This window comes from Pseudomonas fluorescens HK44 (assembly GCF_000217955.3).
Classification (GTDB): domain Bacteria; phylum Pseudomonadota; class Gammaproteobacteria; order Pseudomonadales; family Pseudomonadaceae; genus Aquipseudomonas; species Aquipseudomonas fluorescens_AQ.
Window position 1 is genome coordinate 330,048 of sequence record NZ_AFOY02000019.1, and the last position, 25,652, is coordinate 355,699.

At 60.4% G+C, this 25,652-nt stretch carries 24 protein-coding genes; 12 read left to right on the forward strand and 12 right to left on the reverse strand.

Annotated elements, in window-relative coordinates:
• Positions 1–8 precede the first annotated feature (8 nt).
• The 6 genes from HK44_RS24025 (at position 9) to HK44_RS24050 (ending at position 5,153) form a co-directional block, all read left to right on the forward strand.
• Positions 9–791 carry a sulfite exporter TauE/SafE family protein gene (locus tag HK44_RS24025; RefSeq protein WP_019694127.1) on the forward strand — a complete coding sequence of 261 codons (783 nt, stop codon included), beginning with the start codon at positions 9–11 and terminating at the stop codon, positions 789–791.
• A gap of 98 nt (positions 792–889) precedes the next feature.
• Positions 890–1,705 carry a prolipoprotein diacylglyceryl transferase gene (lgt, locus tag HK44_RS24030; RefSeq protein ID WP_019694126.1) on the forward strand — a complete coding sequence of 272 codons (816 nt, stop codon included), beginning with the start codon at positions 890–892 and terminating at the stop codon, positions 1,703–1,705.
• A 64-nt stretch (positions 1,706–1,769) separates the two neighbouring features.
• The gene (locus tag HK44_RS24035) at positions 1,770–2,741 is read left to right on the forward strand and encodes a thymidylate synthase (RefSeq protein WP_019694125.1); all 972 of its coding nucleotides are present in this window, start codon (positions 1,770–1,772) and stop codon (positions 2,739–2,741) included.
• 191 nt (positions 2,742–2,932) lie between these two features.
• Complete coding sequence (locus HK44_RS24040; protein WP_019694124.1) at positions 2,933–3,136, forward strand: co-regulatory protein PtrA N-terminal domain-containing protein; 204 nt, start codon at positions 2,933–2,935, stop codon at positions 3,134–3,136.
• A 188-nt stretch (positions 3,137–3,324) separates the two neighbouring features.
• The gene (locus tag HK44_RS24045) at positions 3,325–3,921 is read left to right on the forward strand and encodes an undecaprenyl-diphosphatase (protein ID WP_019694123.1); all 597 of its coding nucleotides are present in this window, start codon (positions 3,325–3,327) and stop codon (positions 3,919–3,921) included.
• Positions 3,922–3,971: 50 nt separating this feature from the next.
• Entirely contained in the window at positions 3,972–5,153 is a 1,182-nt protein-coding gene (locus HK44_RS24050; RefSeq protein WP_019694122.1) for an MFS transporter, read from the forward strand.
• On the opposite strand, the gene cadR is transcribed toward HK44_RS24050, so the two are convergent.
• Entirely contained in the window at positions 5,150–5,599 is a 450-nt protein-coding gene (cadR, locus tag HK44_RS24055) for a Cd(II)/Pb(II)-responsive transcriptional regulator (RefSeq protein WP_019694121.1), read from the reverse strand. The two genes, HK44_RS24050 and cadR, sit on opposite strands and share 4 nt — an antisense overlap.
• Positions 5,600–5,684: 85 nt before the next feature.
• On the opposite strand from cadR, the gene HK44_RS24060 reads away from it, so the two are divergent.
• A complete protein-coding gene (locus tag HK44_RS24060) occupies positions 5,685–7,949 on the forward strand; it encodes a heavy metal translocating P-type ATPase (protein WP_019694120.1) in 2,265 nt (754 codons plus the stop codon).
• Positions 7,950–8,085: 136 nt separating this feature from the next.
• Here HK44_RS24060 and HK44_RS24065 read toward each other — a convergent pair whose 3' ends face one another.
• Together HK44_RS24065 and HK44_RS24070 are read right to left on the reverse strand one after the other, a co-directional pair.
• Entirely contained in the window at positions 8,086–9,471 is a 1,386-nt protein-coding gene (locus tag HK44_RS24065) for a GTPase/DUF3482 domain-containing protein (protein WP_019694119.1), read from the reverse strand.
• Positions 9,464–10,843, reverse strand: coding sequence for a DUF2868 domain-containing protein (locus HK44_RS24070; RefSeq protein ID WP_019694118.1), 1,380 nt, complete (start codon positions 10,841–10,843; stop codon positions 9,464–9,466). Before HK44_RS24070 ends, HK44_RS24065 begins: the two co-directional genes overlap by 8 nt.
• Positions 10,844–10,928: 85 nt before the next feature.
• Between HK44_RS24070 and HK44_RS24075 the strand changes: the two genes are divergently transcribed.
• Positions 10,929–11,441: a dihydrofolate reductase gene (locus HK44_RS24075; RefSeq protein WP_019694117.1), complete on the forward strand. Its 513-nt coding sequence runs from the start codon at positions 10,929–10,931 to the stop codon at positions 11,439–11,441.
• A gap of 66 nt (positions 11,442–11,507) precedes the next feature.
• On the opposite strand, the gene HK44_RS24080 is transcribed toward HK44_RS24075, so the two are convergent.
• The 4 genes from HK44_RS24080 to HK44_RS24095 form a co-directional block, all read right to left on the reverse strand.
• Positions 11,508–12,899 carry an L-cystine transporter gene (locus HK44_RS24080; protein ID WP_019694116.1) on the reverse strand — a complete coding sequence of 464 codons (1,392 nt, stop codon included), beginning with the start codon at positions 12,897–12,899 and terminating at the stop codon, positions 11,508–11,510.
• 223 nt (positions 12,900–13,122) lie between these two features.
• Positions 13,123–14,964, reverse strand: coding sequence for a dihydroxy-acid dehydratase (gene ilvD, locus HK44_RS24085; RefSeq protein ID WP_019694115.1), 1,842 nt, complete (start codon positions 14,962–14,964; stop codon positions 13,123–13,125).
• A 258-nt stretch (positions 14,965–15,222) separates the two neighbouring features.
• Positions 15,223–16,419, reverse strand: coding sequence for an MFS transporter (locus HK44_RS24090; protein WP_019694114.1), 1,197 nt, complete (start codon positions 16,417–16,419; stop codon positions 15,223–15,225).
• A gap of 132 nt (positions 16,420–16,551) precedes the next feature.
• Complete coding sequence (locus HK44_RS24095; RefSeq protein ID WP_019694113.1) at positions 16,552–17,748, reverse strand: class I SAM-dependent rRNA methyltransferase; 1,197 nt, start codon at positions 17,746–17,748, stop codon at positions 16,552–16,554.
• A 201-nt stretch (positions 17,749–17,949) separates the two neighbouring features.
• Here HK44_RS24095 and HK44_RS24100 point away from each other — a divergent pair, with 201 nt between their 5' ends.
• Genes HK44_RS24100 through HK44_RS24110 form a run of 3 tightly spaced genes read left to right on the forward strand, consistent with a single transcriptional unit; the run spans position 17,950 to position 19,986 of the window.
• The gene (locus HK44_RS24100) at positions 17,950–18,765 is read left to right on the forward strand and encodes an HDOD domain-containing protein (protein WP_187682507.1); all 816 of its coding nucleotides are present in this window, start codon (positions 17,950–17,952) and stop codon (positions 18,763–18,765) included.
• Positions 18,766–18,795: 30 nt separating this feature from the next.
• Positions 18,796–19,608: a bifunctional DNA-formamidopyrimidine glycosylase/DNA-(apurinic or apyrimidinic site) lyase gene (mutM, locus tag HK44_RS24105; protein WP_019694111.1), complete on the forward strand. Its 813-nt coding sequence runs from the start codon at positions 18,796–18,798 to the stop codon at positions 19,606–19,608.
• A gap of 54 nt (positions 19,609–19,662) precedes the next feature.
• On the forward strand, positions 19,663–19,986 hold the full coding sequence (locus tag HK44_RS24110) for a hypothetical protein (RefSeq protein ID WP_019694110.1): 324 nt from the start codon (positions 19,663–19,665) through the stop codon (positions 19,984–19,986).
• Positions 19,987–20,082: 96 nt separating this feature from the next.
• On the opposite strand, the gene HK44_RS24115 is transcribed toward HK44_RS24110, so the two are convergent.
• From HK44_RS24115 to HK44_RS24135, 5 genes are all read right to left on the reverse strand, one after another.
• Entirely contained in the window at positions 20,083–20,334 is a 252-nt protein-coding gene (locus tag HK44_RS24115) for a YfhL family 4Fe-4S dicluster ferredoxin (RefSeq protein ID WP_019694109.1), read from the reverse strand.
• Between the two features lie 138 nt (positions 20,335–20,472).
• On the reverse strand, positions 20,473–20,952 hold the full coding sequence (coaD, locus tag HK44_RS24120; protein WP_019694108.1) for a pantetheine-phosphate adenylyltransferase: 480 nt from the start codon (positions 20,950–20,952) through the stop codon (positions 20,473–20,475).
• Between the two features lie 115 nt (positions 20,953–21,067).
• Positions 21,068–22,663, reverse strand: a complete 1,596-nt coding sequence (locus HK44_RS24125) for a GMC family oxidoreductase (protein WP_019694107.1) — start codon at positions 22,661–22,663, stop codon at positions 21,068–21,070.
• A 142-nt stretch (positions 22,664–22,805) separates the two neighbouring features.
• Positions 22,806–23,351, reverse strand: a complete 546-nt coding sequence (locus HK44_RS24130; RefSeq protein WP_019694106.1) for a hypothetical protein — start codon at positions 23,349–23,351, stop codon at positions 22,806–22,808.
• A gap of 26 nt (positions 23,352–23,377) precedes the next feature.
• Positions 23,378–24,808 carry a coniferyl aldehyde dehydrogenase gene (locus tag HK44_RS24135; protein WP_019694105.1) on the reverse strand — a complete coding sequence of 477 codons (1,431 nt, stop codon included), beginning with the start codon at positions 24,806–24,808 and terminating at the stop codon, positions 23,378–23,380.
• A gap of 147 nt (positions 24,809–24,955) precedes the next feature.
• On the opposite strand from HK44_RS24135, the gene HK44_RS24140 reads away from it, so the two are divergent.
• Entirely contained in the window at positions 24,956–25,627 is a 672-nt protein-coding gene (locus HK44_RS24140) for a TetR/AcrR family transcriptional regulator (RefSeq protein ID WP_019694104.1), read from the forward strand.
• Positions 25,628–25,652: the final 25 nt, after the last annotated feature.

Below are 25,652 nucleotides of genomic sequence, written 5' to 3' on the forward strand. Positions count from 1 at the left end.
ATGCAGCCATGGAATTTCCGCTCTATCTACTGCTCGGTGCCTGCGCCGGCGTGCTGGCCGGGCTGTTTGGGGTGGGCGGCGGGATCATCATCGTCCCGGTACTGGTGTTCAGTTTCACCTTGCAGGGTTTCGATGTGTCGGTGCTGACTCACCTGGCCGTCGGCACGTCGTTGGCGACGATCATCTTCACGTCGGTCAATGCGGTGCGCGAACATCATCTGAAAGGCGCGGTGCGCTGGCCGATTTTTGTCTGGATGACTGTCGGGATTCTGATCGGCGCGGGTTTTGGCGCGCTGACGGCCGAAGCCATCTCGGGACCGCATTTGCAGAAGATCATCGGCGTGTTCGCGTTGATCATTGCCTTGCAACTGGCACTGGAGGTCAAGCCCAAGGCCAGCCGGACAGTGCCTGGCAAATTCGGTCTGACCCTGGCCGGCAGTGTGATCGGCTGGGCTTCGGCGATTTTCGGGGTCGGCGGAGGCTCGCTGACGGTGCCGTTTCTGACCTGGCGCAGTGTGCCGATGCAGCAAGCCGTGGCCACCTCTTCGGCCTGCGGTCTGCCGATTGCGCTCGTCAGTGCATTAAGTTTCATGATTCTGGGCTGGCACGATCCACGCTTGCCGGCTCATAGTCTCGGGTTCGTTTATTTACCGGCGCTGCTGGGCATTGCCATGACCAGCATGGTCTTTGCCCGCATCGGTGCGCGACTGGCCCACAAGCTGTCACCGCGGTTGCTGAAAAGACTGTTTGCCGCGTTGCTGTTTTGCGTGGGTTTGAGCTTTTTGCTTTGAGCTCTTTTTGCCGGGAACAGCGACGCAATCCTGGCTTAATCCAGGCGTGGCACGGTCGCGCCAGGAATTTTACGTTTCAACTCTAACGAGGAGTCGCAATGCTGCCTTACCCGCAGATTGACCCGGTGGCCCTGGCCATCGGCCCGCTGAAAATCCACTGGTACGGCCTGATGTACCTGATCGGTATCGGCGGCGCCTGGATGCTGGCATCGCGTCGGCTGAACCGCTTCGACCCGACCTGGACCAAGGAGAAGCTCTCCGACATGATCTTCTGGATGTCGATGGGTGTGATTGTCGGCGGCCGATTGGGTTATGTGCTGTTTTACGATCTGAGTGCTTACCTGGCCAACCCGACCTTGATTTTTGAAGTGTGGAAGGGTGGCATGTCGTTCCATGGCGGGTTCATCGGCGTGATGCTGGCGGCCCTGTGGTTCGGCAGAAAGAATGGCAAGTCGTTCTTCCAGCTGATGGACTTCGTCGCACCGATGGTGCCGATCGGCCTGGGGGCCGGGCGTATCGGTAACTTCATCAATGCCGAGTTGTGGGGCAAGCCGACCGACCTGCCGTGGGCAATGATCTTCCCGCCGTTCAGCGACCCGGCACAGCTGCCGCGTCACCCGTCGCAGCTGTATCAGTTCGCGCTGGAAGGCGTAGCGTTGTTCCTGATCCTCTGGTTGTTCTCGCGCAAGCCGCGGCCGACCATGGCCGTGTCCGGGATGTTCACGCTGTTCTACGGTATTTTCCGATTCATCGTCGAATTCGTCCGCGTGCCGGATGCGCAACTGGGCTATCTGGCCTGGAACTGGCTGACCATGGGTCAGGTCCTGTGCGTACCGATGATCCTCGCCGGTCTGTTCCTGATCTGGCTGGCTTATCACCGTGCCCCGACGGCTCCGGTTGCCCCGACTGCTTAAGCCGTCGCGCTCTACATTCGAACCCCGGGGCGATGGCCCCCGGGTTCAAGGACACAGGTAACTCATGAAGCAATATCTCGATCTGGTCGCCCACGTCATCAAGAACGGCACCAGGCAAGCCAACCGTACCGGCGTGAACACCATCAGCTTTCCCGGCGCGATGCTGCGCTATGACCTGAAAGAAGGTTTCCCGGCGATCACTACCCGCAAGATGGCGTTCAAATCGGCCATCGGCGAGATGGTCGGTTTCCTGCGGGGCGTGAACAACGCGGCGCAGTTCCGCGCATTGGGCTGCAAGGTCTGGGACCAGAATGCCAATGAAAACGCCCAGTGGCTGGCCAACCCGTTCCGTCAGGGCGAAGACGACCTGGGCGAGATCTACGGCGTGCAATGGCGCAAATGGCCGGCGTACAAGCAGATCCCGGTCAGCAATCAGGCTGCCATCGAGCAGACGTTGAGCCAGGGCTATCGCCAGATCGCCGAAGGCGAAGAAGACGGCCAGGCCTATGTGGTGCTGTACAAGGCGATCGACCAGATTCGCCAGTGCGTCGACACTATCATCAAGGACCCGGGCAGCCGGCGTATCCTGTTCCACGGCTGGAACTGCGCCCAGCTCGATGAAATGGCCCTGCCGCCGTGCCATCTGCTGTATCAGTTCCACCCGAATGTCGAGACCAAAGAGATTTCCCTGACGCTCTACATCCGCTCCAACGACCTGGGCCTGGGCACGCCGTTCAACCTCACCGAAGGTGCCGCGCTGTTGAGTCTGATCGGTCGCCTGACCGGTTACACGCCACGTTGGTTCACCTATTTCATCGGTGACGCCCACGTCTACGAAAACCACCTGGACATGCTCAACGAACAGCTCAAGCGCGAGCCGTTCCCGATGCCCAAGCTGGTGATATCCGACCGCGTGCCGGAGTTCGCCAAGACCGGCGTGTACCAGCCGGAGTGGCTGGAACAGATCGAGCCGAGCGACTTCTCGCTGGAAGGCTACGAACACCACGCGCCAATGACCGCGCCAATGGCGGTCTGAATACCTCCACCTCTCGTAATCTGATCGTTCCCACGCGTGGGAACGATCAAGCGTCAGCGCCGCGAATCTAAAAGCCTACATGTCAGAAAGTTCATCTCCCGGGGAAAGGGCCGATAAATAGCGCCCTATAGGATGAGCTCCAGTCAGGCCAATACAGGGTCTGGCAGAACCCAACTACTGGAGAGTTCCCGATGAAATCCCTGAAAGCTTTTTTGGTCGTTTCCCTGATGTGCGCTTCTGTGGCTGCGATGGCCGAAGGCGGCGGCGACAAGGTTCAGGCTCGAATGGACGCCGCACGTGATGTGGCGATGGTCCACTATCAGCAATCTGAACATGCGCAGGCTGTAGCGAGCAGTCAGAAAGCCCAGTCCGACACTGTCGAACGCTCGAATTGACAGCGGGTTTTACCCAGTTGCTGACACGCCGTATGGCGGCAGAACTTGTGGCACAACAGGTGTCAAACGCCTGAAGCCCGGATGGCGGGGTACTCCGACTGTCCGGGCGATTGCAATTAGAATGATAGGTACCGCTCAGCGTGTTATCGCAGTGCGGGATTTTCTGATGATCTGAATGGCGTCTATGTGTGGAAGAACTCAATCGCAGCCTGTTCCTGGCGATCAACGCCAGCGCTGATGCCTCGGCGCCCATGCGGTCTTTGGCGATGTTTCTGGCACAGTGGCTGATCTACTGTGTGCCGCTTTTGCTGGCTGGATTGTGGTTGCGAGGTACACGCCGGCAGCGGGCGGTAGCGATCACTGCAACGCTGAGTATCGTCTTCGCGCTGGGTTGCAATCTGTTGATCAGCAGCCTTTGGTTTCACCCACGTCCCTTCATGGTGGGGCTGGGGCAAAACTTCATGGAACATGCCGCTGAGTCATCTTTTCCCAGCGACCACGCTACGGTGATGTTTGCGCTAGCCTTTGGGTTGATACTGGCCTCGCTGCGCAAGCTGGGCCTGCTGGTTTTGCTGCTGGGGGTGTTGGTTGGCTGGGCGCGTGTCTACCTGGGCGTGCACTTTCCATTCGATATTGCCGGGTCGTTGCTGGTTTCGCTGATCAGTGCCTGGCTGGTCAAGCAAGTGCTGGATTGGAGACAACTGGGCGAGCGTCTGCTCGACGTTGTTGAGCGTCTGTACCAGCGAGTATTTCCGGCACTCGCTCGGCGTAATACTCACCTATAGAGCCCGGTTATCGCCTTCGATAAGGCCTTGGAGCACGACAGGATGAACACGTGAATCAGGTCGGATCGGAGTCTCTGCGTATTCCGCGAACCATTTGGGCCTTGGGCTTTGTCAGCCTGTTCATGGATGTTTCGTCCGAACTGGTGCACAGCCTGCTGCCGGTGTTTCTGGTCACGACCCTGGGCGCGAGCGCGCTGACCGTCGGGGTGATCGAGGGCATCGCCGAGGCGACGGCGATGCTGGTCAAGGTTTTCTCGGGGGCGATCAGCGACTTTATCGGTCGACGCAAAGGCCTGCTGTTGCTGGGGTACGGTATGGCTGCGCTGTCCAAGCCGTTATTCCCGCTGGCTCACTCGGTGGAGGTGGTGTTCACCGCGCGCTTTCTCGATCGTATCGGCAAAGGCATTCGCGGCGCGCCGCGCGATGCTCTGGTGGCGGACGTAGCTCCGCTGGAAATTCGCGGTGCGTGTTTCGGCTTGCGCCAATCGATGGACACCGTCGGCGCCCTTGTCGGTCCTGCACTGGCCATCGTACTGATGCTCTGGCTCACCGATATCCAGCAGGTACTCTGGTTCGCCGTCATCCCCGCGGCCATTGCGGTGGCGCTGATTGTCACCGGTGTAAAAGAGCCCGAGCACGCTGTCGGCAAACACACCTTTCGATCACCCATTCACTGGCGTGTCCTTCACGACTTCTCGTCCGGCTATTGGTGGGTGGTCGTCGTCGGAGGGGTGTTTACGCTGGCGCGTTTCAGCGAAGCGTTTCTGGTATTGCGGGCGCAGCAGACCGGGTTGTCAGCCGCCTGGGTGCCGTTGGTGATGGTGGTCATGTCGGGGTTCTATGCGTTGTCCGCCTACCCGGCCGGTTGGTTGTCCGATCGCATCAGCCGCACGAAATTGCTCTGCCTCGGCATGGGGTTGTTGGTGCTGGCGGACCTGGTGCTCGCGCAAAGCGATTCGATCCTGACGATGATGCTGGGCGTAACCCTGTGGGGACTGCACATGGGATTCAGCCAAGGCATCCTCGCCACACTGGTTGCTGATACGGCCCCCGACGAACTGAAGGGCACGGCGTTCGGTATTTTCAATCTGATCAGCGGCGTTTGCCTGCTGATTGCCAGTGTTCTCGCCGGCTGGCTGTGGCAAACCGTCGGCGCACAAAGCACGTTCATCACCGGCGCAGTGCTGGCCGCGTTAGCCATGTTGTTGCTGCTGCTACGCCGAGCCGCTTAATGCCCGTGGCTTCGGCCGACATGGGAATGCTCGGCTTCGCTCGCCGCCACGCCACCGCTGACTTCCAGCTGCTGCAAAATCCCGCACTGCTCGATATCCGGCCGTTCGCTGCAGCTTTGGCGCAGTTCCAGCAGCTGTGTCTGCAAGGCCAGCAAGCCGTCGATCCGCGCCTTGACGTGGTGGATGTGCTCGTCGATCAGCGCGTTGACGCTTTCGCATTGATCCTGCGGGCTGTCGCGCAGGCTGAGCAGGCTGCGGATTTCTTCGAGGGTCATGTCGAGGGTGCGGCAGTTGCGGATGAAGGTCAGGCGTTCGGTGTGGGCCTGAGTGTACAAACGGTAATTGCCTTCACTGCGGGCCGGTTCCGGCAACAGGCCTTCGCGCTCGTAGTAGCGGATGGTTTCGACCTGGCAGTCGGTCAGTTTCGCCAGTTCACCGATCTTCATTTCAATCATCTCCGATTGGCTGCTTGACCCTATAGTGGCTACAGGGTGTTCACTTGGCAACAGGCACCTTTTTGGACGCGACTTTATGAGCGATTCCCAGCACACCCACAAACCCCACGCTGATCACGATCACGGGCAAAAACTTCAGCCGGTTCAGAAACACGATCACGCAAGTGGTGGCGGCTCCTGCTGTTCGAGCGCCGCAGCGCCTTCATTGATCAAACTCAGTGCAACGCCGACCGCTGGCGCGCGTCTGAGCCGTTTTCGCATCGACGCCATGGACTGCCCGACCGAACAGACGCTGATCCAGAACAAGCTCGGCAAGCTTGCGGGTGTGCAGCAACTGGAGTTCAACCTGATCAACCGCATACTCGGCGTGACTCACGACCTGCCGAGCACTGCGCCGATTATCGACGCCATCAAGTCCATCGGCATGCTGGCCGAGCCGATCGAGGAGGGCGCCAGCGCGGATGACCGGCGTCCGGCTCCAGTGAAAAAGCCCTGGTGGCCGTTGGCGCTGTCGGGTGTCGGCGCTTTGGCGGCCGAGGTGATTCACTTCACCAGCGCCGCGCCGACCTGGGTGGTGGCGATCGTTGCGCTGATCTCGATCCTCAGCGGTGGTTTGGGCACCTACAAAAAGGGCTGGATTGCCCTGAAGAACCTCAACCTGAACATCAACGCGCTGATGAGCATTGCGGTAACCGGTGCGGTGTTGATCGGCCAGTGGCCGGAAGCGGCGATGGTGATGTTCCTGTTCACCGTGGCCGAGCTGATCGAAGCCAAATCCCTGGACCGCGCGCGCAATGCAATCAGCGGGCTGATGCAGATGACCCCGGAAAAGGTCACGGTGCAGCAGGAAGACGGAAGCTGGATCGAACGTGAAGCTAAAAGTATCGATCTCGGTGCACGGGTGCGGGTTCGCCCCGGCGAACGTATTGGCCTGGACGGCGAAGTAGTGTCTGGCAGCTCGACCATCAATCAGTCGCCGATCACTGGTGAAAGCCTGCCTGTCGAGAAAACCGTCGGCGACAAGGTTTTCGCCGGGACCATCAATCAGTCCGGTTCGCTGGAATTCAAAGTCACTGCCGCTGCCGACAACTCGACCCTGGCGCGGATCATTCATGCCGTGGAAGCCGCCCAAGGCGCACGGGCGCCGACCCAGCGGTTCGTTGATCGTTTCTCGAAAATCTACACGCCGGTGGTGTTCATCTTCGCCTTGGCCGTGGCGCTCATTGCACCGCTGTTCATGGGTGCGGCCTGGTTCGACTGGATTTACCGTGCACTGGTGCTGCTGGTGGTTGCGTGCCCTTGCGCACTGGTGATTTCTACCCCGGTGACCATCGTCAGCGGCCTGGCGGCGGCGGCGCGTAAAGGCATCCTGATCAAGGGCGGCGTGTACCTGGAGGGCGGTCACGAACTGGATTACCTGGCGCTGGACAAGACCGGCACGATCACCCATGGCAAGCCGGTGCAAACCGATTATCTGTCCCTCGACCCCACGGTCGAAAACACTGCGCAGATCCTGGCCGCCAGCCTCGCCGGGCGTTCCGATCACCCGGTATCGCTGGCCATCGCCAATGCAGCTGTGGATAAACAGCTGACGTTGCTCGCTGTGGATAACTTCGAAGCGCTGACCGGGCGGGGCGTGCGCGGTGAGATTGATGGTCAGGTTTACCACTTGGGCAATCACCGCTTGGTGGAAGAGCTGGGCCTGTGCTCACCGGCGCTGGAAGAGAAACTGTTTGCCCTCGAAGAACAGGGCAAGACTGTGGTGCTGTTGCTCGACACCTCGGGTCCTTTGGCGCTGTTCGCGGTGGCCGATACGGTCAAGGCATCCAGCCGCGAAGCGATCCGGCAGTTGCATGAACTGGGCATCAAGACCTTGATGCTGACCGGCGACAACCCGCACACCGCTCGGGCGATTGCCGCCCAGGTGGGTATCGATCAGGCGCAAGGCGACCTGCTGCCGACCGACAAGCTCAAGGCCATCGAAGGCTTGTACGCTAAAGGGCATCGGGTCGGGATGGTCGGCGATGGCATCAACGATGCGCCGGCGCTGGCCCGTGCGCAGATTGGCTTTGCCATGGCCGCCGCCGGCACCGATACCGCGATTGAGACCGCCGATGTCGCCCTGATGGACGATGATCTGCGCAAAATTCCGGCATTTATTCGGCTGTCGCGACAGACCTCGAATATCCTCACGCAAAATATCGCCCTGGCATTGATCATCAAGGCGATCTTCCTTGGGATAACCTTCGTGGGTCTCGCCACCATGTGGATGGCGGTGTTTGCCGACATGGGCGTGGCCCTGTTGGTGGTGTTCAACGGTCTGCGCCTGTTGCGCAAATAGTTGCTGACCCTCGAAAACGCGCCGCAGATCCCCGAATACCCGTATTGCCTCAAGGAGCGCAAAGGCAAACGCCTGCCGGCGGCCTTTCCCACGCGTATACCGCGGCCAGTCGCCGCACGCGGGAGCGTGGGAACGATCAAGTCTTGATCACTTTCTGCGCCAACACCTCAATCTGCTCCTGGCGTTCCGCCTGGCTCAACCTTGCATGAGGATTGAGCGAAGACCATTGCGGATGTGCCCGCGCCTTGGTCAGCGCCTCTGGTAGTTTGCCTTCGCGCCAGCTCTTGTCCTGCGGTGTGATGACCTGAATGCTGTCCATCGCCGCATGTCCGCGCAGGTTCATGGCCTGCACCAGTTGCCGCTGACGCAATGCCAACAAACGCAGCACGCTGTCGTCAACGGTCAGCTCACGCTGGCCTTTGATTTTGCCCAGCAAGCGGCTGCCGTAGCCGCGCGCCGTTTGCAGGGCGCCGCCGGCAATCGCCCCGGCCAGAGCCGCAGCACCTAGGGTCAGGCCGCCTACCAGCAAATCCACGCCGGCACCGGCCGCCGCGCCAGCGGCGATCCCGCCGCCGACGCGTACGCCCAGTTGTTTGAGGGTTTCAGGGTTGAATAAATCATCGCCCCAGCGGCCGTCCAGCAACGGCAAGTCGCTGGCGGCGGCATCCTGTATACGGAAGGCGTACAGCTTGAGCAGCGCTTCGACGCAGCGTTGTTCACGTTGGCGAACGGCTTTGCGCAGTTCGCTGATGGCCTGCTGTTCCTGTGCAGCGTCACTGACCACGCTACGTCGACAGGCGGCGCAATCGATCAGCAGTTCGGCAATCAAGCGTGCCGCGCTTTGCTGGCGGGCTGCGCGTTGCGCCTGTTGGTCGATGATCAATCGCTCAAGCTGAGCGCGTGCGCTTTCCATCAACAGCGCGAGACTTTCGTAGAGCCGCCGCTCGCCATCTTCGGGCGGCGCCACGCTGTCGAAACGCACCAGCGCATGCAGCCCCAAACGGGCCAGGGCCTCGCGCCAATCCGGTTCGCGGTGGTTGGCGCTGCTGACGAAATTCAGCACCGGCAGCAGCGGTTTGCCGCAACCGGCCAGCACTTCGAGCTCATCGCGGTACTTGGCCAGCACCGGCTCGCGGGCGTCGATCACATAGAGGCCGGCGTCGGACGCCAGCAGTTGCCGCAGCACCTTGGCTTCCTGCTCGAAACGCTGACGCGCCTCGCTGCCGTCGAGAAAACGCGCCAGCCGCGCCGGGCCGTCGAGGCGTTCGCCGGGGCGTTCCAGCCGCTCCAGGTAATCGAGCAGGGCGATGGCATCTTCCAGTCCCGGTGTGTCGTAGAGCTCGAGCAAGGCTTCGCCGTCCACCGACAACCGGGCGCCCTCGACATGCCGGGTGGTGCTCGGGCGATGGGAGACTTCACCGAAACCGACGTCGCGGGTCAGGGTGCGCAGCAATGAGGTTTTGCCGACGTTGGTGTGGCCGACCACGGCGAGTTTCAGCAGCGTCTTTTTTGAATCAGTCATGGCCCGACTCCAGCCAGTTCATCGGCGCGCAGTCAGCGAACGGCAATGCCAACTGTTGCAGCGCGGCGTGCCAGTCGCCGAGGCGTTCGGCGTCGAGTGCCTGACCGGGCGGCGCTTGCAGTAGCCAGATCCGTGTCGCGCTGGCACTGCGGGCGAGTTCGGCGATCAGCGCGAGGCTGCCGCGATCCGGCGAGCGCCGAGGGTCGCAGGCAATGGCCAGGCGTTCCGGCGGGAAACGCGTCAGTTGTTCCAGCAATTTTTGTCGGGACTCGCGGCTGTCGAGGATGCCCGCGTTTTTGACGTTCTTTGGCAGTTGCGGCGGCCATGGGCGCTGGTCGTCGAGCTCGATGGCCACCAGCAACGCACCGTCGCTGTCCAGCGCGTTGGCGCCGCCTTCGACCTGATGCAGGCGCTCGGGCGCGACATCGCTGACGCCGAGGCGCTCGCTGCTCGGCATCAGTTGTTCACGCAACGGCGCATAGCCAGGCAGGTTCAAGTCCAGATGCAATGTCGCGCGGCCGGTTGTCCAGCGCCACAGGCAGAACAGCGCGAGCAGCAAGCGTGGCAATACGCCGTACACCAGCAACACGCCCACCAGCCATGCGGCCCAGGCTTGCCGGGCGCTTTCGATGTTCAGCGCGGTATCGCCGCTGGCGCGGATCATCTCCACGGTCGGCACGCTGAAGCCGAGCAGTGCCGGCAGAGCGCCAAGAGCCTGGGTCATGACCACGAACGTGTCGCCGCTGAGAATCGTGGTTTCCCAGACGAAACCGTAGCGCCGGGTGGCCATCAGCGTCAGCAGAATCGCCAGAGCGCTGAGCATCGCCAGCAGCCATAAACCGTTGACCAGCACGCCGAGCGCCCAGCGATTGAGTTTCTGCCGTTGCAGCAACAGCAACAGGGCTGGCGCCAGTTGTGCGGCTTTGGCGTCGCGGGCGAGTTTGTCGCTGAGCCACAACCACAAGCGCCCGAGTGTGGCGCCGTAATCGCCAGCGAATATCAGGCCCGAGGCCCAGCTCAGCAAAAGAATCAGGTTCAACCCCAGCAGACTGCCGAGGGCCCAGAACACGTTGACCGGTGTCTGGCCGTCGTTCAAAGCGGCAAATGCCAGCCCGGCACCGCTGACGATTGCCAATACGGCCAGAACGATCAACGCCAGTCGCGCCCCTTGCAGCCAATGGCGCAGCGCGCCGGTCAAGCCATCGCGTTCGGCCAGCCACAGGGCGCGGGCCTTGATGCGGGTCGGCAGGTCGCCACCCGCGCTGCGGGCCAGACGGTTGGCTTCCTGGTCTTCCAGCGGGCCTGCGTGTTCCTCGCGCAGGCGGATGGTTTCGGTCAGCCAAAGTGTTTGCAGTGTGGTCAGTTCAGTCACGCGGCATCCCGTCGCTCAAATGAACGCTGAGCATAACCGCTGTGGCGCTTATCGGGGTAAGCGAGGCTCTGGTATCCTCGCCGGCATGAAAAAAACTCTCCCCCTCAGCCTGATCGCAGCCCTCGGTGAAAACCGCGTGATCGGCGTCGACAACAGCATGCCCTGGCACTTGCCGGGGGATTTCAAATACTTCAAGGCCGCAACGCTAGGCAAGCCGATCATCATGGGTCGCAAAACCTGGGATTCGCTCGGTCGCCCGCTGCCGGGCCGGCTGAACATCGTGGTCAGCCGTCAGACCGACCTGCAACTTGAAGGCGCGGAAGTCTATCCGTCGCTGGAAGCCGCGGTGATTCGGGCGCAGGAATGGGCGCTGGAGCAGGGCGTCGATGAGCTGATGCTGATTGGCGGCGCGCAGTTGTATGCGCAAGGCCTGGCACAGGCCGATCGGCTGTACCTGACCCGCGTGGCGCTGAGCCCCGAGGGCGATGCGTGGTTTCCGGAGTTTGATCTGGAGCAGTGGAAGCTGGTGTCGAATGTTCCGAATCCGGCGGAAGGTGATAAACCCGCCTACAGCTTTGAGGTTTGGGAAAAAGCTTAAAAGCATCGTCGGAACGCCGCCCGGAGCAAGCTCGCTTGTATGTTTAGACTTGAAGGGGTGGGTGGCTTAAGCCTGAGCCAGTTCCTCATGCTCATCCGCATCCAGCAGTTCTTTATCGGTCTGCTGCATGATCTGGCTGGTGATCGCGCCAGCAGTCATCGAACCACTGACGTTCAAGGCGGTGCGGCCCATGTCGATCAGCGGTTCAACCGAGATCAGCAACGCCACCAGTGACACCGGCAAACCCATGGCCGGCAGTACGATCAGCGCAGCGAAGGTTGCACCACCCCCAACACCGGCAACCCCTGCCGAACTCAAGGTCACAATCGCTACCAGCGTCGCAATCCACAGCGGGTCCAGCGGGTTGATGCCCACCGTCGGCGCCACCATGACCGCCAACATCGCAGGGTAAAGACCGGCACAGCCGTTCTGGCCGATGGTCGCGCCAAATGAGGCGGCGAAACTGGCGATCGATTGTGGAATACCCAGGCGACGGGTTTGCGCTTCGATGCTCAGCGGAATGCTCGCGGCGCTGGAGCGGCTGGTGAAGGCGAAGGTCAGCACCGGCCAGACTTTGCGCAAGAAGCGCAGCGGGTTGATCCCGGCCAGCGACACCAGCAGGCCGTGAACCACGAACATCAGGCCCAGGCCGATGTACGACACCACCACGAAACTGCCGAGCTTGATGATGTCTTGCAGGTTGGAACCGGCAACCACTTTGGTCATCAGCGCCAATACGCCGTACGGGGTCAGCTTCATCACCAGACGCACCAGGCGCATCACCCAGGCTTGCAAAGTGTCGATGGCGTTGAGCACTTTCTGACCTTTTTCGACGTCGTCCTTAAGCAGTTGCAGCGCCGCGACCCCAAGGAATGCAGCGAAAATTACCACGCTGATGATTGAGGTCGGTTTGGCCCGGGCCAGATCGGCAAACGGGTTCTGCGGGATGAACGACAACAGCAACTGCGGGATATTCAGGTCGGCGACCTTGCCCGCGTAGTCGGTCTGAATGGTTTGCAGGCGAGCCATTTCCTGGGTGCCAGCGACCAGACCTTCAGCCGTCAGGCCGAACAGGTTGGTCAGGCCGATGCCGATCAGCGCCGCAATGGCGGTGGTGAACAGCAGGGTGCCGATGGTCAGGAAGCTGATCTTGCCCAGCGAAGAGGCATTGTGCAGACGGGCGACGGCGCTGAGGATCGAGGCGAACACCAGCGGGATCACGATCATTTGCAGCAACTGCACATAACCGTTGCCGACCAGATCGAACCAGCCGATCGAGGCCTTCAGCACCGGGCTGTCGGCACCGTAAACAGTGTGCAGGGCAACACCGAACAGCACGCCCAGCACCAGCGCGACCAACACTTTTTTGGCTAGGCTCCAAGTGGTGTGGCGGGTTTGTGCCAGGCCGAACAGCAAGGCCAGGAACACCAGCAGATTGAGGATCAGTGGCAGATTCATTGAGGCTCCAAAAAGGCTTGTGCCAATCGCGTTCCGGGGCGATTGCGAACCGGGAAGCCTAACAGCTTGATATCTAACGAATTAATATCAAAAATGCATGGTTGCTGTGGTTTTTGGAATAAGGCTGTGACGTTCTGCGTCACTTGAGGTATTTCCACGCGGGAGCGCGGGAACGAAAATGCCCCGCACTTGGCGGGGCATTTTTGTGTTCAACGGGTCAGCATTACAGTCCGTCGAGCATCGCTTTGTTACGCACGGCGCCCTTGTCGGCGCTGGTTGCCAGCAAGGCATAGGCTTTCAGTGCGGTGGTCACTTTACGTGGGCGCACTTCAACCGGTTTCCAGCCTTTCTTGTCTTGCTCTACGCGGCGCGCAGCCAACTCTTCGTCGCTGACCAACAGGTTGATCGAGCGGTTCGGAATGTCGATCAGCACCTTGTCGCCGTCGCGTACCAGACCGATTGCACCGCCGGCAGCGGCTTCTGGCGAAGCGTGACCGATGGACAGGCCCGAGGTGCCGCCGGAGAAGCGACCGTCGGTGAGCAAGGCGCAGGCTTTGCCCAGACCCTTGGATTTCAGGTAGGACGTCGGGTAGAGCATTTCCTGCATGCCCGGGCCGCCTTTCGGACCTTCGTAGCGAATGATGACGATATCGCCTTCTTTCACTTCATCGGCAAGGATGCCGCGCACGGCGCTGTCCTGGCTTTCGAAGATCTTCGCGTTGCCTTCGAAGACGTGGATCGACTCGTCGACGCCCGCGGTTTTCACCACGCAGCCATCCAGGGCGATGTTGCCGTACAGCACGGCCAGGCCGCCTTCTTGCGAGTAGGCGTGTTCGACACTGCGGATGCAGCCGTGTTCACGGTCGTCGTCGAGGGTTTCCCAACGGGTTGACTGGCTGAACGCGGTCTGGGTCGGGATGCCCGCAGGCCCGGCCTTGAAGAAGTGGTGCACCGCTTCGTCGTTGGTCTGGGTGATGTCCCACTTGGCGATAGCATCGCGCATGGTCTTGCTATGCACGGTCGGCAGGTCGGTGTGCAGCAGGCCGCCACGGGCCAGGGAACCGAGGATGCTGAAGATCCCGCCGGCGCGGTGCACGTCTTCCATGTGGTACTTCTGGATGTTCGGCGCGACTTTGCACAGTTGCGGCACGTGGCGCGAAAGACGGTCGATGTCGCGCAGGTCGAAATCGATCTCGGCTTCCTGGGCGGCGGCCAGCAGGTGCAGGATGGTGTTGGTCGAGCCGCCCATGGCGATGTCCAGCGTCATGGCGTTTTCGAACGCCTTGAAGTTGGCGATGTTGCGTGGCAACACCGACTCATCGTTCTCGCCGTAGTAGCGTTTGCACAGATCGACGATGGTACGGCCGGCTTGCAGGAACAGCTGTTCACGGTCGCTGTGGGTGGCCAGTGTCGAACCGTTACCTGGCAGTGCCAGGCCGAGGGCTTCGGTCAGGCAGTTCATCGAGTTGGCGGTGAACATGCCGGAGCACGAACCGCAGGTCGGGCAGGCGCTGCGCTCGTACTCGGCGACTTTCTCGTCAGAGGCGCTGGAGTCGGCGGCGATGACCATGGCGTCGACCAGGTCGAGGCCGTGGCTGGCGAGTTTGGTCTTGCCGGCTTCCATCGGACCGCCGGAGACGAAGATCACCGGAATGTTCAGGCGCAGGGCGGCCATCAGCATGCCAGGGGTGATCTTGTCGCAGTTGGAGATGCACACGATGGCGTCGGCGCAGTGGGCGTTGACCATGTACTCGACGGAGTCGGCGATGATCTCGCGGCTCGGCAGCGAATACAGCATGCCGTCATGGCCCATGGCGATGCCGTCATCGACCGCGATGGTGTTGAATTCCTTGGCGACGCCGCCAGCACGTTCGATCTCGCGTGCGACCAGTTGGCCGAGGTCCTTGAGGTGGACGTGGCCCGGTACGAATTGGGTGAACGAGTTGGCAATGGCGATGATCGGCTTTTTGAAGTCGTCATCTTTCATCCCCGTGGCGCGCCACAGTGCACGGGCGCCGGCCATGTTGCGGCCATGGGTGGATGTTTTCGAGCGGTAATCAGGCATGGAGCACTCCGGGCGGCTAAGCAGGTATCAAAAGGGGAGTGAGCTTCTATTGACCTCGGGAACACTCAGAAATGGCCGTGTGTCCGAAAGTTGCCGATGACTTTGCGGGATCGCCGCGCGCCTCAGCCTGAGCTCATAAACCCGCCGGGGGATGACTGGCGATGAATCGTTCGATTCTACACCGCTGGCGTCAGGAAGGAATGCCGGGAAGTGTTGATCCAGTGCTCACGGAGCGTGCGGGATGACGATTGGCAGGTATCAGCCGCTGGTCAGTGCCTGATGTCGGCGTGTGATCAACGCATTCATGCCAAGACCTGCGGCACTCAAGGTCAAAAAACACAAGGACAGAGCCGTGATCAGGCCTTCGGACGCGAAATTGATCACTACGCTGATCAGGCCCCCACACATGAAAATCAACAGGCTGCCGGCAGAGGTCGCGGTGCCGGCGTGTTGTGGGTAGAGGCTCATCGCCCTGGAATTGGCGATGGGTCGGCAGATGGTGGTGCCGGCGGTGCAGATAAGCATGGGGATCAGGACCGTAGCGACGGAAAGGCCGAACAGCCAGACCAACCACATCATCCCCAGCCCTGACAGCGCGATCACACTCAGACCGATGATGATCTGTGTGTCGCCTTCCAGCCGGCGGTGCAAGATGCGGGCAATAATCCCGCCGACGATATAGGCCACGCCATACAGGGACAGCGCCCAGGCGAACTGGTAAGTCGAAAGGTTCAGGTGTTCCATGAAAACGATCGGCGAAATTACGATAAACGAGAAATGGCAGGCGAAGGCCAGCGCGGAAATGAGCCAGTAACCGATAAAACGAATGTCGGAACAGAGCAACCAATAGGTAGCGAAAAATCGCCTGGGCAACGGGCTGCTGCTGCGAGTTTCCTTGAGCAGGAACCAGGATCTGAGCCATACAATAATCGCCAAGGTGATGAATGCATAAAAACTGCCCCGCCAGCCCAGGTACAACTGCAGCCAGGTGCCCATCAGTGGCGAACAGGAAATGAAAATCCCGCCGGCAGTCGCCATCCAGATCCGCAGGCGCTCCAGCTCTTGGCCGGCGAACAGATCCTGGAGCAGCGCCTGAGACAAGGCAAACGCCCCACAGCCCATTGCCTGAACAACACGAAAGCCCAGGAACCAGACATAGTCGCTGGCCAACAGACAACCGGTTGCACCCACCGCGGCCAGTGCAATGCCACTCAACAGCAGCTTCTTGCGGCCGAACATGTCGGACAATGGCCCAATCAGCAGCAGTGAAAATGCCAGACCGATGGCAAAGATGCTGACGGACAGGGCGATATCGGAGGTCGAGGTACTGAAGTGGTCAGAGAGGGCAGGGAAAGAGGGTAGGAGCACGTCGAGAGGGAAGACCGCCAGCAGCGTCATGGTCATCAGCAGCAGGATGATTGAGGACTTTTCGTTGGAGTGTGTGATGTAAGTCATCAAACTACGCTCTCGATCCGTACGGGGGAGACGAGGATTGAATTGATGAGGGGACAAGTCAATGCGACTGGTGCGGGACTATTCTGAAGCTGTTGTAGGAGCGAGCTGAGTCGCTCCTGCAACAGTGAGCGGTTAGCTGTTAGGCAGCAACCGGCAGGTGATGCTCTTGATGTAGCGGGTTTCAGCGATAGCCGGGTGTACCGGATGGTCCGGACCCTGACCACCACGTTCCAGCAGCTGGATGTTGCGGTCCAGGTGACGGGCGCTGGTGAGCAGGATGTTCTGCAGATCGTCTTCGGGCAGGTGCATCGAGCACGAAGCGCTGACCAGGATGCCGTCCTTGTTGAGCAGGCGCATGGCTTGCTCGTTCAGGCGACGGTAGGCGCCTTCGCCGTTCTTCATGTCTTTCTTGCGTTTGATGAACGCCGGAGGGTCGGCCACGATAACGTCGAATCGTTCTTCGCTGGCTTTCAGCTCTTTCAGGGCTTCGAACACGTCGCCTTCAATGCAGGTCATTTTGTCGGCGAAACCGTTCAGTGCGGCGTTACGCTCGACACCGTCGAGGGCGAAGGACGAGGCATCGACGCAGAACACTTCACTGGCACCGAAAGCGGCAGCTTGCACGCCCCAACCGCCGATGTAGCTGTACAGGTCCAGCACGCGTTTACCTTTGGCATAAGGTGCCAGGCGCGCGCGGTTCATGCGGTGGTCGTAGAACCAGCCGGTTTTCTGTCCCTGGATGACCGGCGCTTCGAACTTCACGCCGTTCTCTTCCAGGGCAACCCACTCCGGCACCAGGCCGAACACGGTTTCGACGTAACGGTTGAGGCCTTCGGCGTCACGGGCCGCGGAGTCATTCTTGAACAGAATGCCGCTTGGCTTGAGCACTTGGGTCAGTGCGGCGATCACGTCTTCTTTGTGGGCTTCCATGGTCGCCGAAGCGATCTGCACCACCAGGATGTCGCCGAAACGGTCGACTACCAGGCCCGGCAGCAGGTCGGAGTCGCCGTAGACCAGGCGGTAGAACGGCTTGTCGAACAGGCGCTCGCGCAGGGACAGCGCAACGTTGAGGCGGTGCACCAGCAGCGACTTGTCGAGCGGTAACTTGATGTCGCGCGACAGCAGGCGAGCGCAGATCAGGTTGTTTGGGCTCATGGCGACAATGCCCAGCGGCTTGCCGCCGGCAGCTTCGAGAATCGCTTGATCGCCAGCCTTGAAGCCGTGCAGTGGGGTGGCGGCTACGTCGATTTCGTTACTGTAGACCCACAGGTGACCGGCGCGCAGGCGACGGTCGGCGTTGGCTTTGAGGCGCAAGCTTGGCAGGGACATGACGTCGCTCCAGGTGAAAAAAAAGAGCGGGATTATAGCGCTAGATGGGAGTCGCAGCGCGGTTGTTTCTGGGCGTTGCGTCGGACAGATCGCCCATGTGGCGGTTTTTTTCCGCTAGAATCGCCCCTTGGCCCAGAGTGAGTACTTATGTCCCAAGAGCTATCTTCCGAACAGATTCAACAGGCCCTGCAAGGCATCAGCGTGCCGCCTCAACCGCAAATCATGGTGGATTTGCAGATGGAGCAGTACATGCCGGACCCGGACCTGGAAGTGATCGCGAAGTTGATCTCCCAAGACCCCGGCCTCTCTGGTGCCTTGTTGAAAATCGTCAACTCACCGTATTACGGTTTGAGCAACAAGATCGCCTCGATCCAGCGCGCGGTGAACCTGCTGGGCAGTCGTTCGGTCATCAACCTGATCAACGCACAGTCGATCAAGGGCGAGATGAATGACGACACTATCATCACCTTGAACCGATTCTGGGACACCGCCCAGGACGTGGCGATGACCAGTCTGAGCCTGGCCAAGCGCATTGGTTCGCAAGCCGTGGACGAGGCTTATGCGTTAGGCCTGTTCCACGATTGTGGTGTGCCGTTGATGCTCAAGCGTTTCCCCAACTATATGCCGGTGCTGGAAGAAGCCTACGCCGGTGCCAGCGCCGAGTGCCGGGTGGTTGATACCGAAAACCGCGTACTCAACACCAACCACGCCGTGGTCGGTTACTACACCGCGAAGTCCTGGCGCCTGCCGGAGCATGTGACCAACGCTATTGCCAATCATCACAATGCGCTGGCGATTTTCAGCGACGAATCATCCAGTAACAGCGAGTTGAAGAACTTGCTGGCGATCCTGAAGATGGCTGAACACATTTGCGCGTCGTATCGGGTGCTGGGCAATCAGACCGAAGACCACGAATGGAATAACATCGGGGAACTGGTGCTCGATTATGTCGGCCTCTCGGACTACGAATTCGAAAACCTCAAACAGACGATCCGCGAGCTCGGTGCTCACCATTGAGTGTCGGTTTTCAACTGATCCGGGAACACCATGCCTGAACTACCAGAAGTTGAAACCACCCGTCGCGGTATTGCCCCGTTTCTTGAAGGGCAGCGCGTCAGTCGCGTGATCGTGCGTGATCGGCGTCTGCGCTGGCCAATCCCCGAGGACCTCGATGTGCGGCTGTCCGGGCAGCGCATCGTGTTGGTGGAGCGACGTGCCAAGTATTTGCTGATCAACGCCGAGGTCGGCACGTTGATCAGTCATTTGGGCATGTCGGGAAATTTGCGCCTGGTGGAGGTCGGCTTGCCAGCGCTCAAGCACGAGCATGTGGACATCGAACTCGAGTCCGGCCTGGCCCTGCGATATACCGACCCGCGACGTTTTGGCGCGATGCTCTGGAGCCTCGATCCACTGAATCACGAGCTGCTGGTTCGTCTGGGGCCGGAGCCACTGACTGATCTGTTCGATGGCGAGCGGCTGTTCCAGCTGTCACGCGGGCGTTCGATGGCGGTCAAGCCGTTCATCATGGACAACGCGGTGGTGGTCGGGGTTGGCAACATTTATGCGACCGAAGCGCTGTTTGCTGCCGGGATCGACCCGCGCCGCGAGGCCAAGGGAATTTCCCGGGCGCGCTATCTGAAGTTGGCAATCGAGATCAAACGCATTCTGGCCGCCGCAATCGAACGCGGCGGCACCACGCTGCGCGACTTCATTGGCGGTGACGGCCAGCCGGGCTACTTCCAGCAAGAGCTGTTCGTGTATGGCCGTGGCGGTGAACCGTGCAAGGTCTGTGGTACCGAATTGCGTGAAGTTCGCCTCGGGCAGCGCGCCAGCGTCTTTTGCCCGCGTTGTCAGAGCTGAGAATTCCTACGGTCTATAGTTAGTGGTCTGACTGCCTAGCCGAAGGACCGTGCCATGACATCGATTCGAACCCTTGCTGCCGCGCTGCTGTTGAGCATCGGCTTATCTGCCCAGGCGTCCGACGGCGGCAGTGGCGACCCCAGTTACAGCATCCACAACCCACCGGCCTACGCAATGATCGGCGATCTGCTGATCGCCCGCCCGTTGCTGGTGGCGGCGACGGTGATTGGTGCGGGGGTGTTTATCGTGTCCTTGCCCTTTACCGCGCTGGGTGGCGGGGTAGGCGATGCGGGGCAGGCGCTGGTGGTCGATCCGGCGAAAGCGGCGTTCGTCCGCTGCCTGGGGTGTACGGGGGAGGGGTTTGAACAGCAGCAGTAGCTTAAAAGCATCGCGGGCAAGCCTTGCTCCTACAGATCACACGTACCCGTAGGAGCAAGGCTTGCCCGCGATGGCGTCCTTAAGGACACCGAATACTTAAGCCTTGCCGGTAAGCTTGCGGTACTTCTCCATCAACTGCTCTTGAGTCTCTGGATGCGCTTCGTCCAGCGGTATGCAATCCACCGGGCAAACCTGCTGGCACTGTGGCTCGTCGTAGTGGCCGACGCACTGGGTGCAGAGGTTCGGGTCGATCACATAGATTTCTTCGCCCTGGGAGATAGCGGCGTTCGGGCACTCGGGTTCGCAGACGTCGCAGTTGATGCAATCGTCGGTGATGATCAGGGACATTGGGACTCCTGCCGGGGTAGTCTGCCCAGGCATCTGAAAACTAATGCATACAATTGTGCCGTATTGAGGCGCGCAGTGCACGCGGCCGCGATGGACTGCAAGAGATCGTCCGAACGCGGCCCGAATCTGCGGCCGCGCCTACTTCTTGAAGCGCAGGGTCAGCGCGTCGGCCACGACAGGGTGGACGAACTTGGCGATATCACCGCCCAGGGCGGCAATTTCACGGACCAATGTCGAAGAAATGAACGAATAACGCTCGGACGGCGTAAGAAACAGGCTTTCCACGTCCGGGGCCAACTGGCGGTTCATGTTGGCCAGCTGGAATTCATATTCGAAGTCCGACACCGCACGCAGGCCACGCAGGAACACGTTGGCGTTCTGCTCTTTGGCAAAGTGCGCCAGCAGCGTCGAAAATCCGACAACTTCGACGTTCGGTAGATGTTTAGTGACCTCGCGGGCCAGCTCCACACGCTGTTCCAGGGGGAATAGCGGGTTTTTCTTCGGGCTGGCGGCGACGGCGATGATCACGTGATCGAACAGGCGCGAGGCGCGTTCGACCAGATCGCCATGGCCCTTGGTAATAGGGTCGAAGGTACCTGGGTACAACACTCGGTTCATCGCGTCGTCCTGGCGGGAGTCCGTTGGGGAGTCGGATGGTATCGCAGCCTTCCCGGTCGGCCAAGTCGCCTTTGGGGAAAGAAAGCACTATAGACGATGCGAATTATGGGTTTTTTCATGGTTTTTTTAAACGCATGGCCAGCGCTGTCGCCAGTTGCGCGGTCAGTCCATAGACCGACAATTGCGGGTTGGCGCCAATGCTGGTGGGGAACAGGGAACCATCATGGATCGACAGATTACTCAATTGATGATGACGGCCGAGACTGTCGGTGACGGCGTTTTTCGGGTCTTCACCCATGGCACATCCGCCCATCACATGGGCGCTGCCCAGTCGTGTTCGGTAAAGCTCAAGGCTCAGGCCGTCGATCAGCGCGCGTGTCTCGGCGAGGGTTTTCACGTAGCGCGCATCGGCGTGCATCGGCATGACCGCGTTGGCGCCTCCGGCAAACTGGATCTCGGCCATGCTGTGGAACGCTCGACGTATGCCATCCCAGGCATAGGCTGAAACCTGGTAATCGAGCACCGGTGAGCCATCGCCGCGTAATTCGACGCTGCCGCCAGGGCTGTCCGGGTGAAAGCCGTCACGCAGCAGGGCCAGCATCGCGTGGGTGTGCGGCAATTGTTGCATGTGCCGAGCGTTCTCTTCACCAAAGCCACCGAGCAAGGTCGCTGCCAGCGCCGGGTGTAGCGGCGGTACTTCCAGCTTGTAGGACATTTTGCCGGTGGTGCCGTCCAGCCATTGAAAGTGGTCGGAGTAAATCGACTGCGGCGCGCCGTAAAACGGATTGATCACGTTGTCGAACAGCCCGGCGGACATGTTCACCAGATGCAGAAAGGTCCGCTTGCCAAGGCGTTCATGGGGATCCGGGGCGTTTGAGCGCAGCAACAGCGCCGGACTGTTGATGCCACCGCCGGCCAGCACATAGTGCCGCGCCTTGACGGTGATGCTGCGCCCGGTCGGCGCCACGCAGCGCTCATCCATTGCCACGCAGTGCAGGCCGGTGACGTTGTCATCCTTGATCAGCAGGTGTTCGGCGCGGGCCAGATAGAGCAGCTCGCCGCCTTTTTCCAGGGTCGCAGGAATGGTGGTGACCATCATCGATTGCTTGGCGTTGGTCGGGCAGCCCATGCCGCAATAGCCGAGGTTCCAGCAACCGCGAACGTTGCGCGGGATCACGTGCCAGCTGTAGCCGAGCTGTTCACAGCCTTTTTTGATCACGTCGTTGTTGGCATTGGGCGGCACCATCCACGGGGCGACACCGAGGCGCTGCTCCATTTTTTCGAACCAGGGCGCCATTTCCGCCGGGCTGTGGCCCTTGACGTCGTGTTCCCTGGCCCAGTGTTCGAGGGTCGGCTCGGGGGTGCGAAAACTTGAGGTCCAGTTGACCAGCGTCGTGCCGCCGACTGCGCGGCCTTGCAGAATGGTGATCGCGCCGTCCTTGCTCATGCGGCCGATGCCTTCCTGATAAAGGCTGGAATAGGCCTGGTCTTCGAGCATCTTGAAGTCGCTGCTGGTCTTGAGCGGGCCTTCTTCGATCAGCAGCACCTTGTAGCCGGCAGCGCTGAGGATTTCGGCGGTAGTGCCACCACCCGCGCCACTGCCGATGATCGCAATGTCGGCTTCCAGTGTCAGATCATTGGCCAGTTGCGAGCCGTTGTAGGTTTTCCAGCCACGGGCCAGGCCTTCGCGGAACGGATCGGGTACGGGCATCTTTGGGGTCTCTTGTTGTTTTGGAATCGGTGGTGATGCGGCTACCGCCTTCGCGAGCAAACGGAACGCCGCCCGGCTGCTCCCACATGAATCGCCAAACCCCTGTGGGAGCGAGCCTGCTCGCGATAGGGGCACCTCGGTCTCAAACGGTGGGCGGTCCTGGATACCCGCAACGTGTCCATGATTCAGCGCGTTTGTACCAGGCCATCATCACCAGTTGCAGGATCGAGCTGTGGCCCATGCGCAACAGGCTCAGCGAGCTGTTTTGCCAGCGCTGGAGGAAGTGGCGAATGTCGTCGCTGCTGGCGTTTTCCCAGTGGCCCCAGATGCCGGTCAGTGGCCCGCGAGTGATAGCCATGCCGAGCACGTCGAACAGTTGTCGGGTCAGCTTGAGCATTTCCGGCGACAGGTGATTGAGATCATGGTCCAGCGATTGCAGAGTGCCTTCGAGGGCGGCCGGGAGTTTTTCGACGGCCACAGCGCCGTCGAGCATCACCGGGATCAGCGCACGCAAGAACGGCAAATCACCGCCACGCAAAATGGCGAAGCCGCTGGCCGGGGTGCTGGCCGAGCAACCGCTGAGGCTGGCGCCGAGGCCTGCTGTGGTCAGGAAGGCGCTGGCGCAGAGACTGAATTTGAGCAGGCCGCGCCGTGTCAGCGCGGGGGATTCGGACAGGCGTGGGTTCATTATTGTGATTACCCGGTCATGAGGCGTCAGCGGATGAACAGCTTCTGAATCAGCTTCTGGATCGACTTGCCGTAAGGCGGATAAATCAGCTTCGCCGCGTTGAAGCGCTGCTTGATCAGCACGCCTTTGGCTTTGCTGAACGTCAGGAAGCCTTCGTGGCCGTGGTAATGGCCCATGCCTGAAGCGCCGATGCCACCAAACGGCATGTCGTCTTGCGCAACATGCAGCAAGGTGTCGTTCAGGCACACGCCACCGGAATGGGTTTCGTTGAGGACGCGGTTTTGTTCGGCCTTGTTGTAGCCGAAGAAATACAGCGCCAGCGGACGTGGCCGCTGGTTGATGTAGGCAAACGCCTGGTCCAGATTTTTGTAAGGCACGATCGGCAGCACCGGGCCGAAGATTTCGTCCTGCATCACGATCATCTCGTCGCTGACATTCAGCAGCAGGCTATGGCTCATACGTCGGTCCTGATCCTGCTCGAAGACCGGGATCAGCAGCGCGCCCTTGCTGGTGGCGTCGCTGAGGTAGCTGCGCAGCCGGGCCAATTGGCGCTCATTGATGATCGCGGTGTAGTCCGGGTTGTCCGCGAGTGTCGGGTAAAACCCGCGAACCGCCTGACGATAGGCTTCGACGAAGGAGCCGACCCGTTCTTCCGGCACCAGCACGTAGTCCGGCGCGACACAGGTTTGTCCGGCATTCAGGGTTTTACCGAAGGCAATACGTTCGGCGGCGTCCTTGAGCGGTACATCGTGGGAAACGATTGCCGGAGACTTGCCACCCAATTCCAGTGTCACCGGCGTCAGGTTCTCTGCCGCCGCACGCATGACATGTTTGCCGATGCTGGTGGCGCCAGTGAACAACAGGTGATCGAAGGGCAACCTGGAAAAGGCCATGCCGACTTCGGCTTCGCCCAACACCACGCACACCAGGTCTTCGGGGAACACTTTGGCCAGCAACGTTTTTAGCAGTTGCCCGGTGGCCGGGGTGGATTCGCTGAGTTTGAGCATCACCCGGTTGCCCGCCGACAACGCGCCGACCAATGGGCCGATGGCCAGGTACAGCGGGTAGTTCCACGGCACGATGACCCCGACCACGCCCAGCGGCTGATAAACCACCTTGGCCGCCGCCGGCTGAAAGGCGATGCCGACCTTGCGCGGGGACGCTTTCATCCAGCCTTTGAGGTGTTTGCTGGCGTATTGAATGCCGTGCAGGCTCGGCATCAGCTCGGCGAGCAGGGTTTCATCGGCGCTACGGTTGCTGAAATCCTGGCTGATCGCGTCGATCAAGGCCTGCCGCTCGTCACTCAACAGCTCACGCAGTGCCTTGAGCCATTGCTGGCGTTGCGCGGCCGGCGGCATCGGGTGGGCTGCATAGGCCTGACGCTGGGCGGCAAACAGATCGTGAAGCTCACTCAATGGCTGTTGGGAGCTTTGCAGGTAGGCAATGTCGGCGGGCATGGTAGCTCCGGTTTTTTTTAGAATGAGGAAGTTTTTAGAGTCTATGCTCTATAAAGTCAAATGACATCCTCGGGAAGCGATGATTTATCCGCCAGCGGATAGGTCGTAAGATGCCCGGCAACGCACTGAAGAATTAAAGCTCAAGCCATGGCCCCACGAATAAAAACCAGCGAGCGCATCGTGCAGAACAGCCTGGAGCTGTTCAATCAACAGGGTGAACGCAGCATCAGTACCAACCATATCGCTGCGCACATGGAGATTTCTCCGGGCAACCTGTACTACCACTTCCCCAACAAGCAGGCGATCATCGCCGTGTTGTTCAATGAGTACGAAGCCCTGGTAGAGAGTTTCCTGCGCCCACCCCAGGGCCGCGCCGCGACCGTTGAAGACAAGCGCTTCTACTTGCAGGAACTGCTGTCGGCCATGTGGCGTTACCGGTTTTTGCACCGCGACCTCGAGCACTTGCTCGACAACGATGTGGAACTGGCTGCCCGCTACCGGCGTTTTTCCCAGCGTTGCCTGATCCAGGGCACGGCGATTTACGCAGGCTTCGTCGACGCCGGCATCCTGTGCATGGACAAGGTCCAGATCGAATCCCTGACGCTCAATGCCTGGATCATCCTCACGTCCTGGGTGCGTTTTCTGTGCACCACACGGGAAAATTCCAACCATCTCAGCGAGCAAGCCATTAAACGTGGCGTGTATCAGGTGCTGGTGCTGGAAGCAGGATTTGTCACGGAACAAGCGCGTGAGGCGGTCAATGCCTTGTTCGAGGAGTTTTACGTGCCGTTGGCCCAGGCCCTGGAAGAAGTGCAGTAGGATTGATCAAAGACATAAAGGAGCC

What these genes read in the sequence shown, in the direction of transcription:
- HK44_RS24110 (WP_019694110.1), top strand. Translation starts at nt 19,663, where the DNA reads ATGACATCGATTCGAACCCTTGCTGCCGCGCTGCTGTTGAGCATCGGC.
- HK44_RS24080 (WP_019694116.1), bottom strand. Translation starts at nt 12,899, where the DNA reads ATGAATCTGCCACTGATCCTCAATCTGCTGGTGTTCCTGGCCTTGCTG.
- HK44_RS24065 (WP_019694119.1), bottom strand. Translation starts at nt 9,471, where the DNA reads ATGACTGATTCAAAAAAGACGCTGCTGAAACTCGCCGTGGTCGGCCAC.
- ilvD (WP_019694115.1), bottom strand. Translation starts at nt 14,964, where the DNA reads ATGCCTGATTACCGCTCGAAAACATCCACCCATGGCCGCAACATGGCC.
- HK44_RS24135 (WP_019694105.1), bottom strand. Translation starts at nt 24,808, where the DNA reads ATGCCCGCCGACATTGCCTACCTGCAAAGCTCCCAACAGCCATTGAGT.
- HK44_RS24095 (WP_019694113.1), bottom strand. Translation starts at nt 17,748, where the DNA reads ATGTCCCTGCCAAGCTTGCGCCTCAAAGCCAACGCCGACCGTCGCCTG.
- lgt (WP_019694126.1), top strand. Translation starts at nt 890, where the DNA reads ATGCTGCCTTACCCGCAGATTGACCCGGTGGCCCTGGCCATCGGCCCG.
- cadR (WP_019694121.1), bottom strand. Translation starts at nt 5,599, where the DNA reads ATGAAGATCGGTGAACTGGCGAAACTGACCGACTGCCAGGTCGAAACC.
- HK44_RS24130 (WP_019694106.1), bottom strand. Translation starts at nt 23,351, where the DNA reads ATGAACCCACGCCTGTCCGAATCCCCCGCGCTGACACGGCGCGGCCTG.
- mutM (WP_019694111.1), top strand. Translation starts at nt 18,796, where the DNA reads ATGCCTGAACTACCAGAAGTTGAAACCACCCGTCGCGGTATTGCCCCG.
- HK44_RS24140 (WP_019694104.1), top strand. Translation starts at nt 24,956, where the DNA reads ATGGCCCCACGAATAAAAACCAGCGAGCGCATCGTGCAGAACAGCCTG.
- HK44_RS24040 (WP_019694124.1), top strand. Translation starts at nt 2,933, where the DNA reads ATGAAATCCCTGAAAGCTTTTTTGGTCGTTTCCCTGATGTGCGCTTCT.
- HK44_RS24035 (WP_019694125.1), top strand. Translation starts at nt 1,770, where the DNA reads ATGAAGCAATATCTCGATCTGGTCGCCCACGTCATCAAGAACGGCACC.
- HK44_RS24060 (WP_019694120.1), top strand. Translation starts at nt 5,685, where the DNA reads ATGAGCGATTCCCAGCACACCCACAAACCCCACGCTGATCACGATCAC.
- HK44_RS24090 (WP_019694114.1), bottom strand. Translation starts at nt 16,419, where the DNA reads ATGACTTACATCACACACTCCAACGAAAAGTCCTCAATCATCCTGCTG.
- HK44_RS24125 (WP_019694107.1), bottom strand. Translation starts at nt 22,663, where the DNA reads ATGCCCGTACCCGATCCGTTCCGCGAAGGCCTGGCCCGTGGCTGGAAA.
- HK44_RS24075 (WP_019694117.1), top strand. Translation starts at nt 10,929, where the DNA reads ATGAAAAAAACTCTCCCCCTCAGCCTGATCGCAGCCCTCGGTGAAAAC.
- HK44_RS24025 (WP_019694127.1), top strand. Translation starts at nt 9, where the DNA reads ATGGAATTTCCGCTCTATCTACTGCTCGGTGCCTGCGCCGGCGTGCTG.
- HK44_RS24115 (WP_019694109.1), bottom strand. Translation starts at nt 20,334, where the DNA reads ATGTCCCTGATCATCACCGACGATTGCATCAACTGCGACGTCTGCGAA.
- coaD (WP_019694108.1), bottom strand. Translation starts at nt 20,952, where the DNA reads ATGAACCGAGTGTTGTACCCAGGTACCTTCGACCCTATTACCAAGGGC.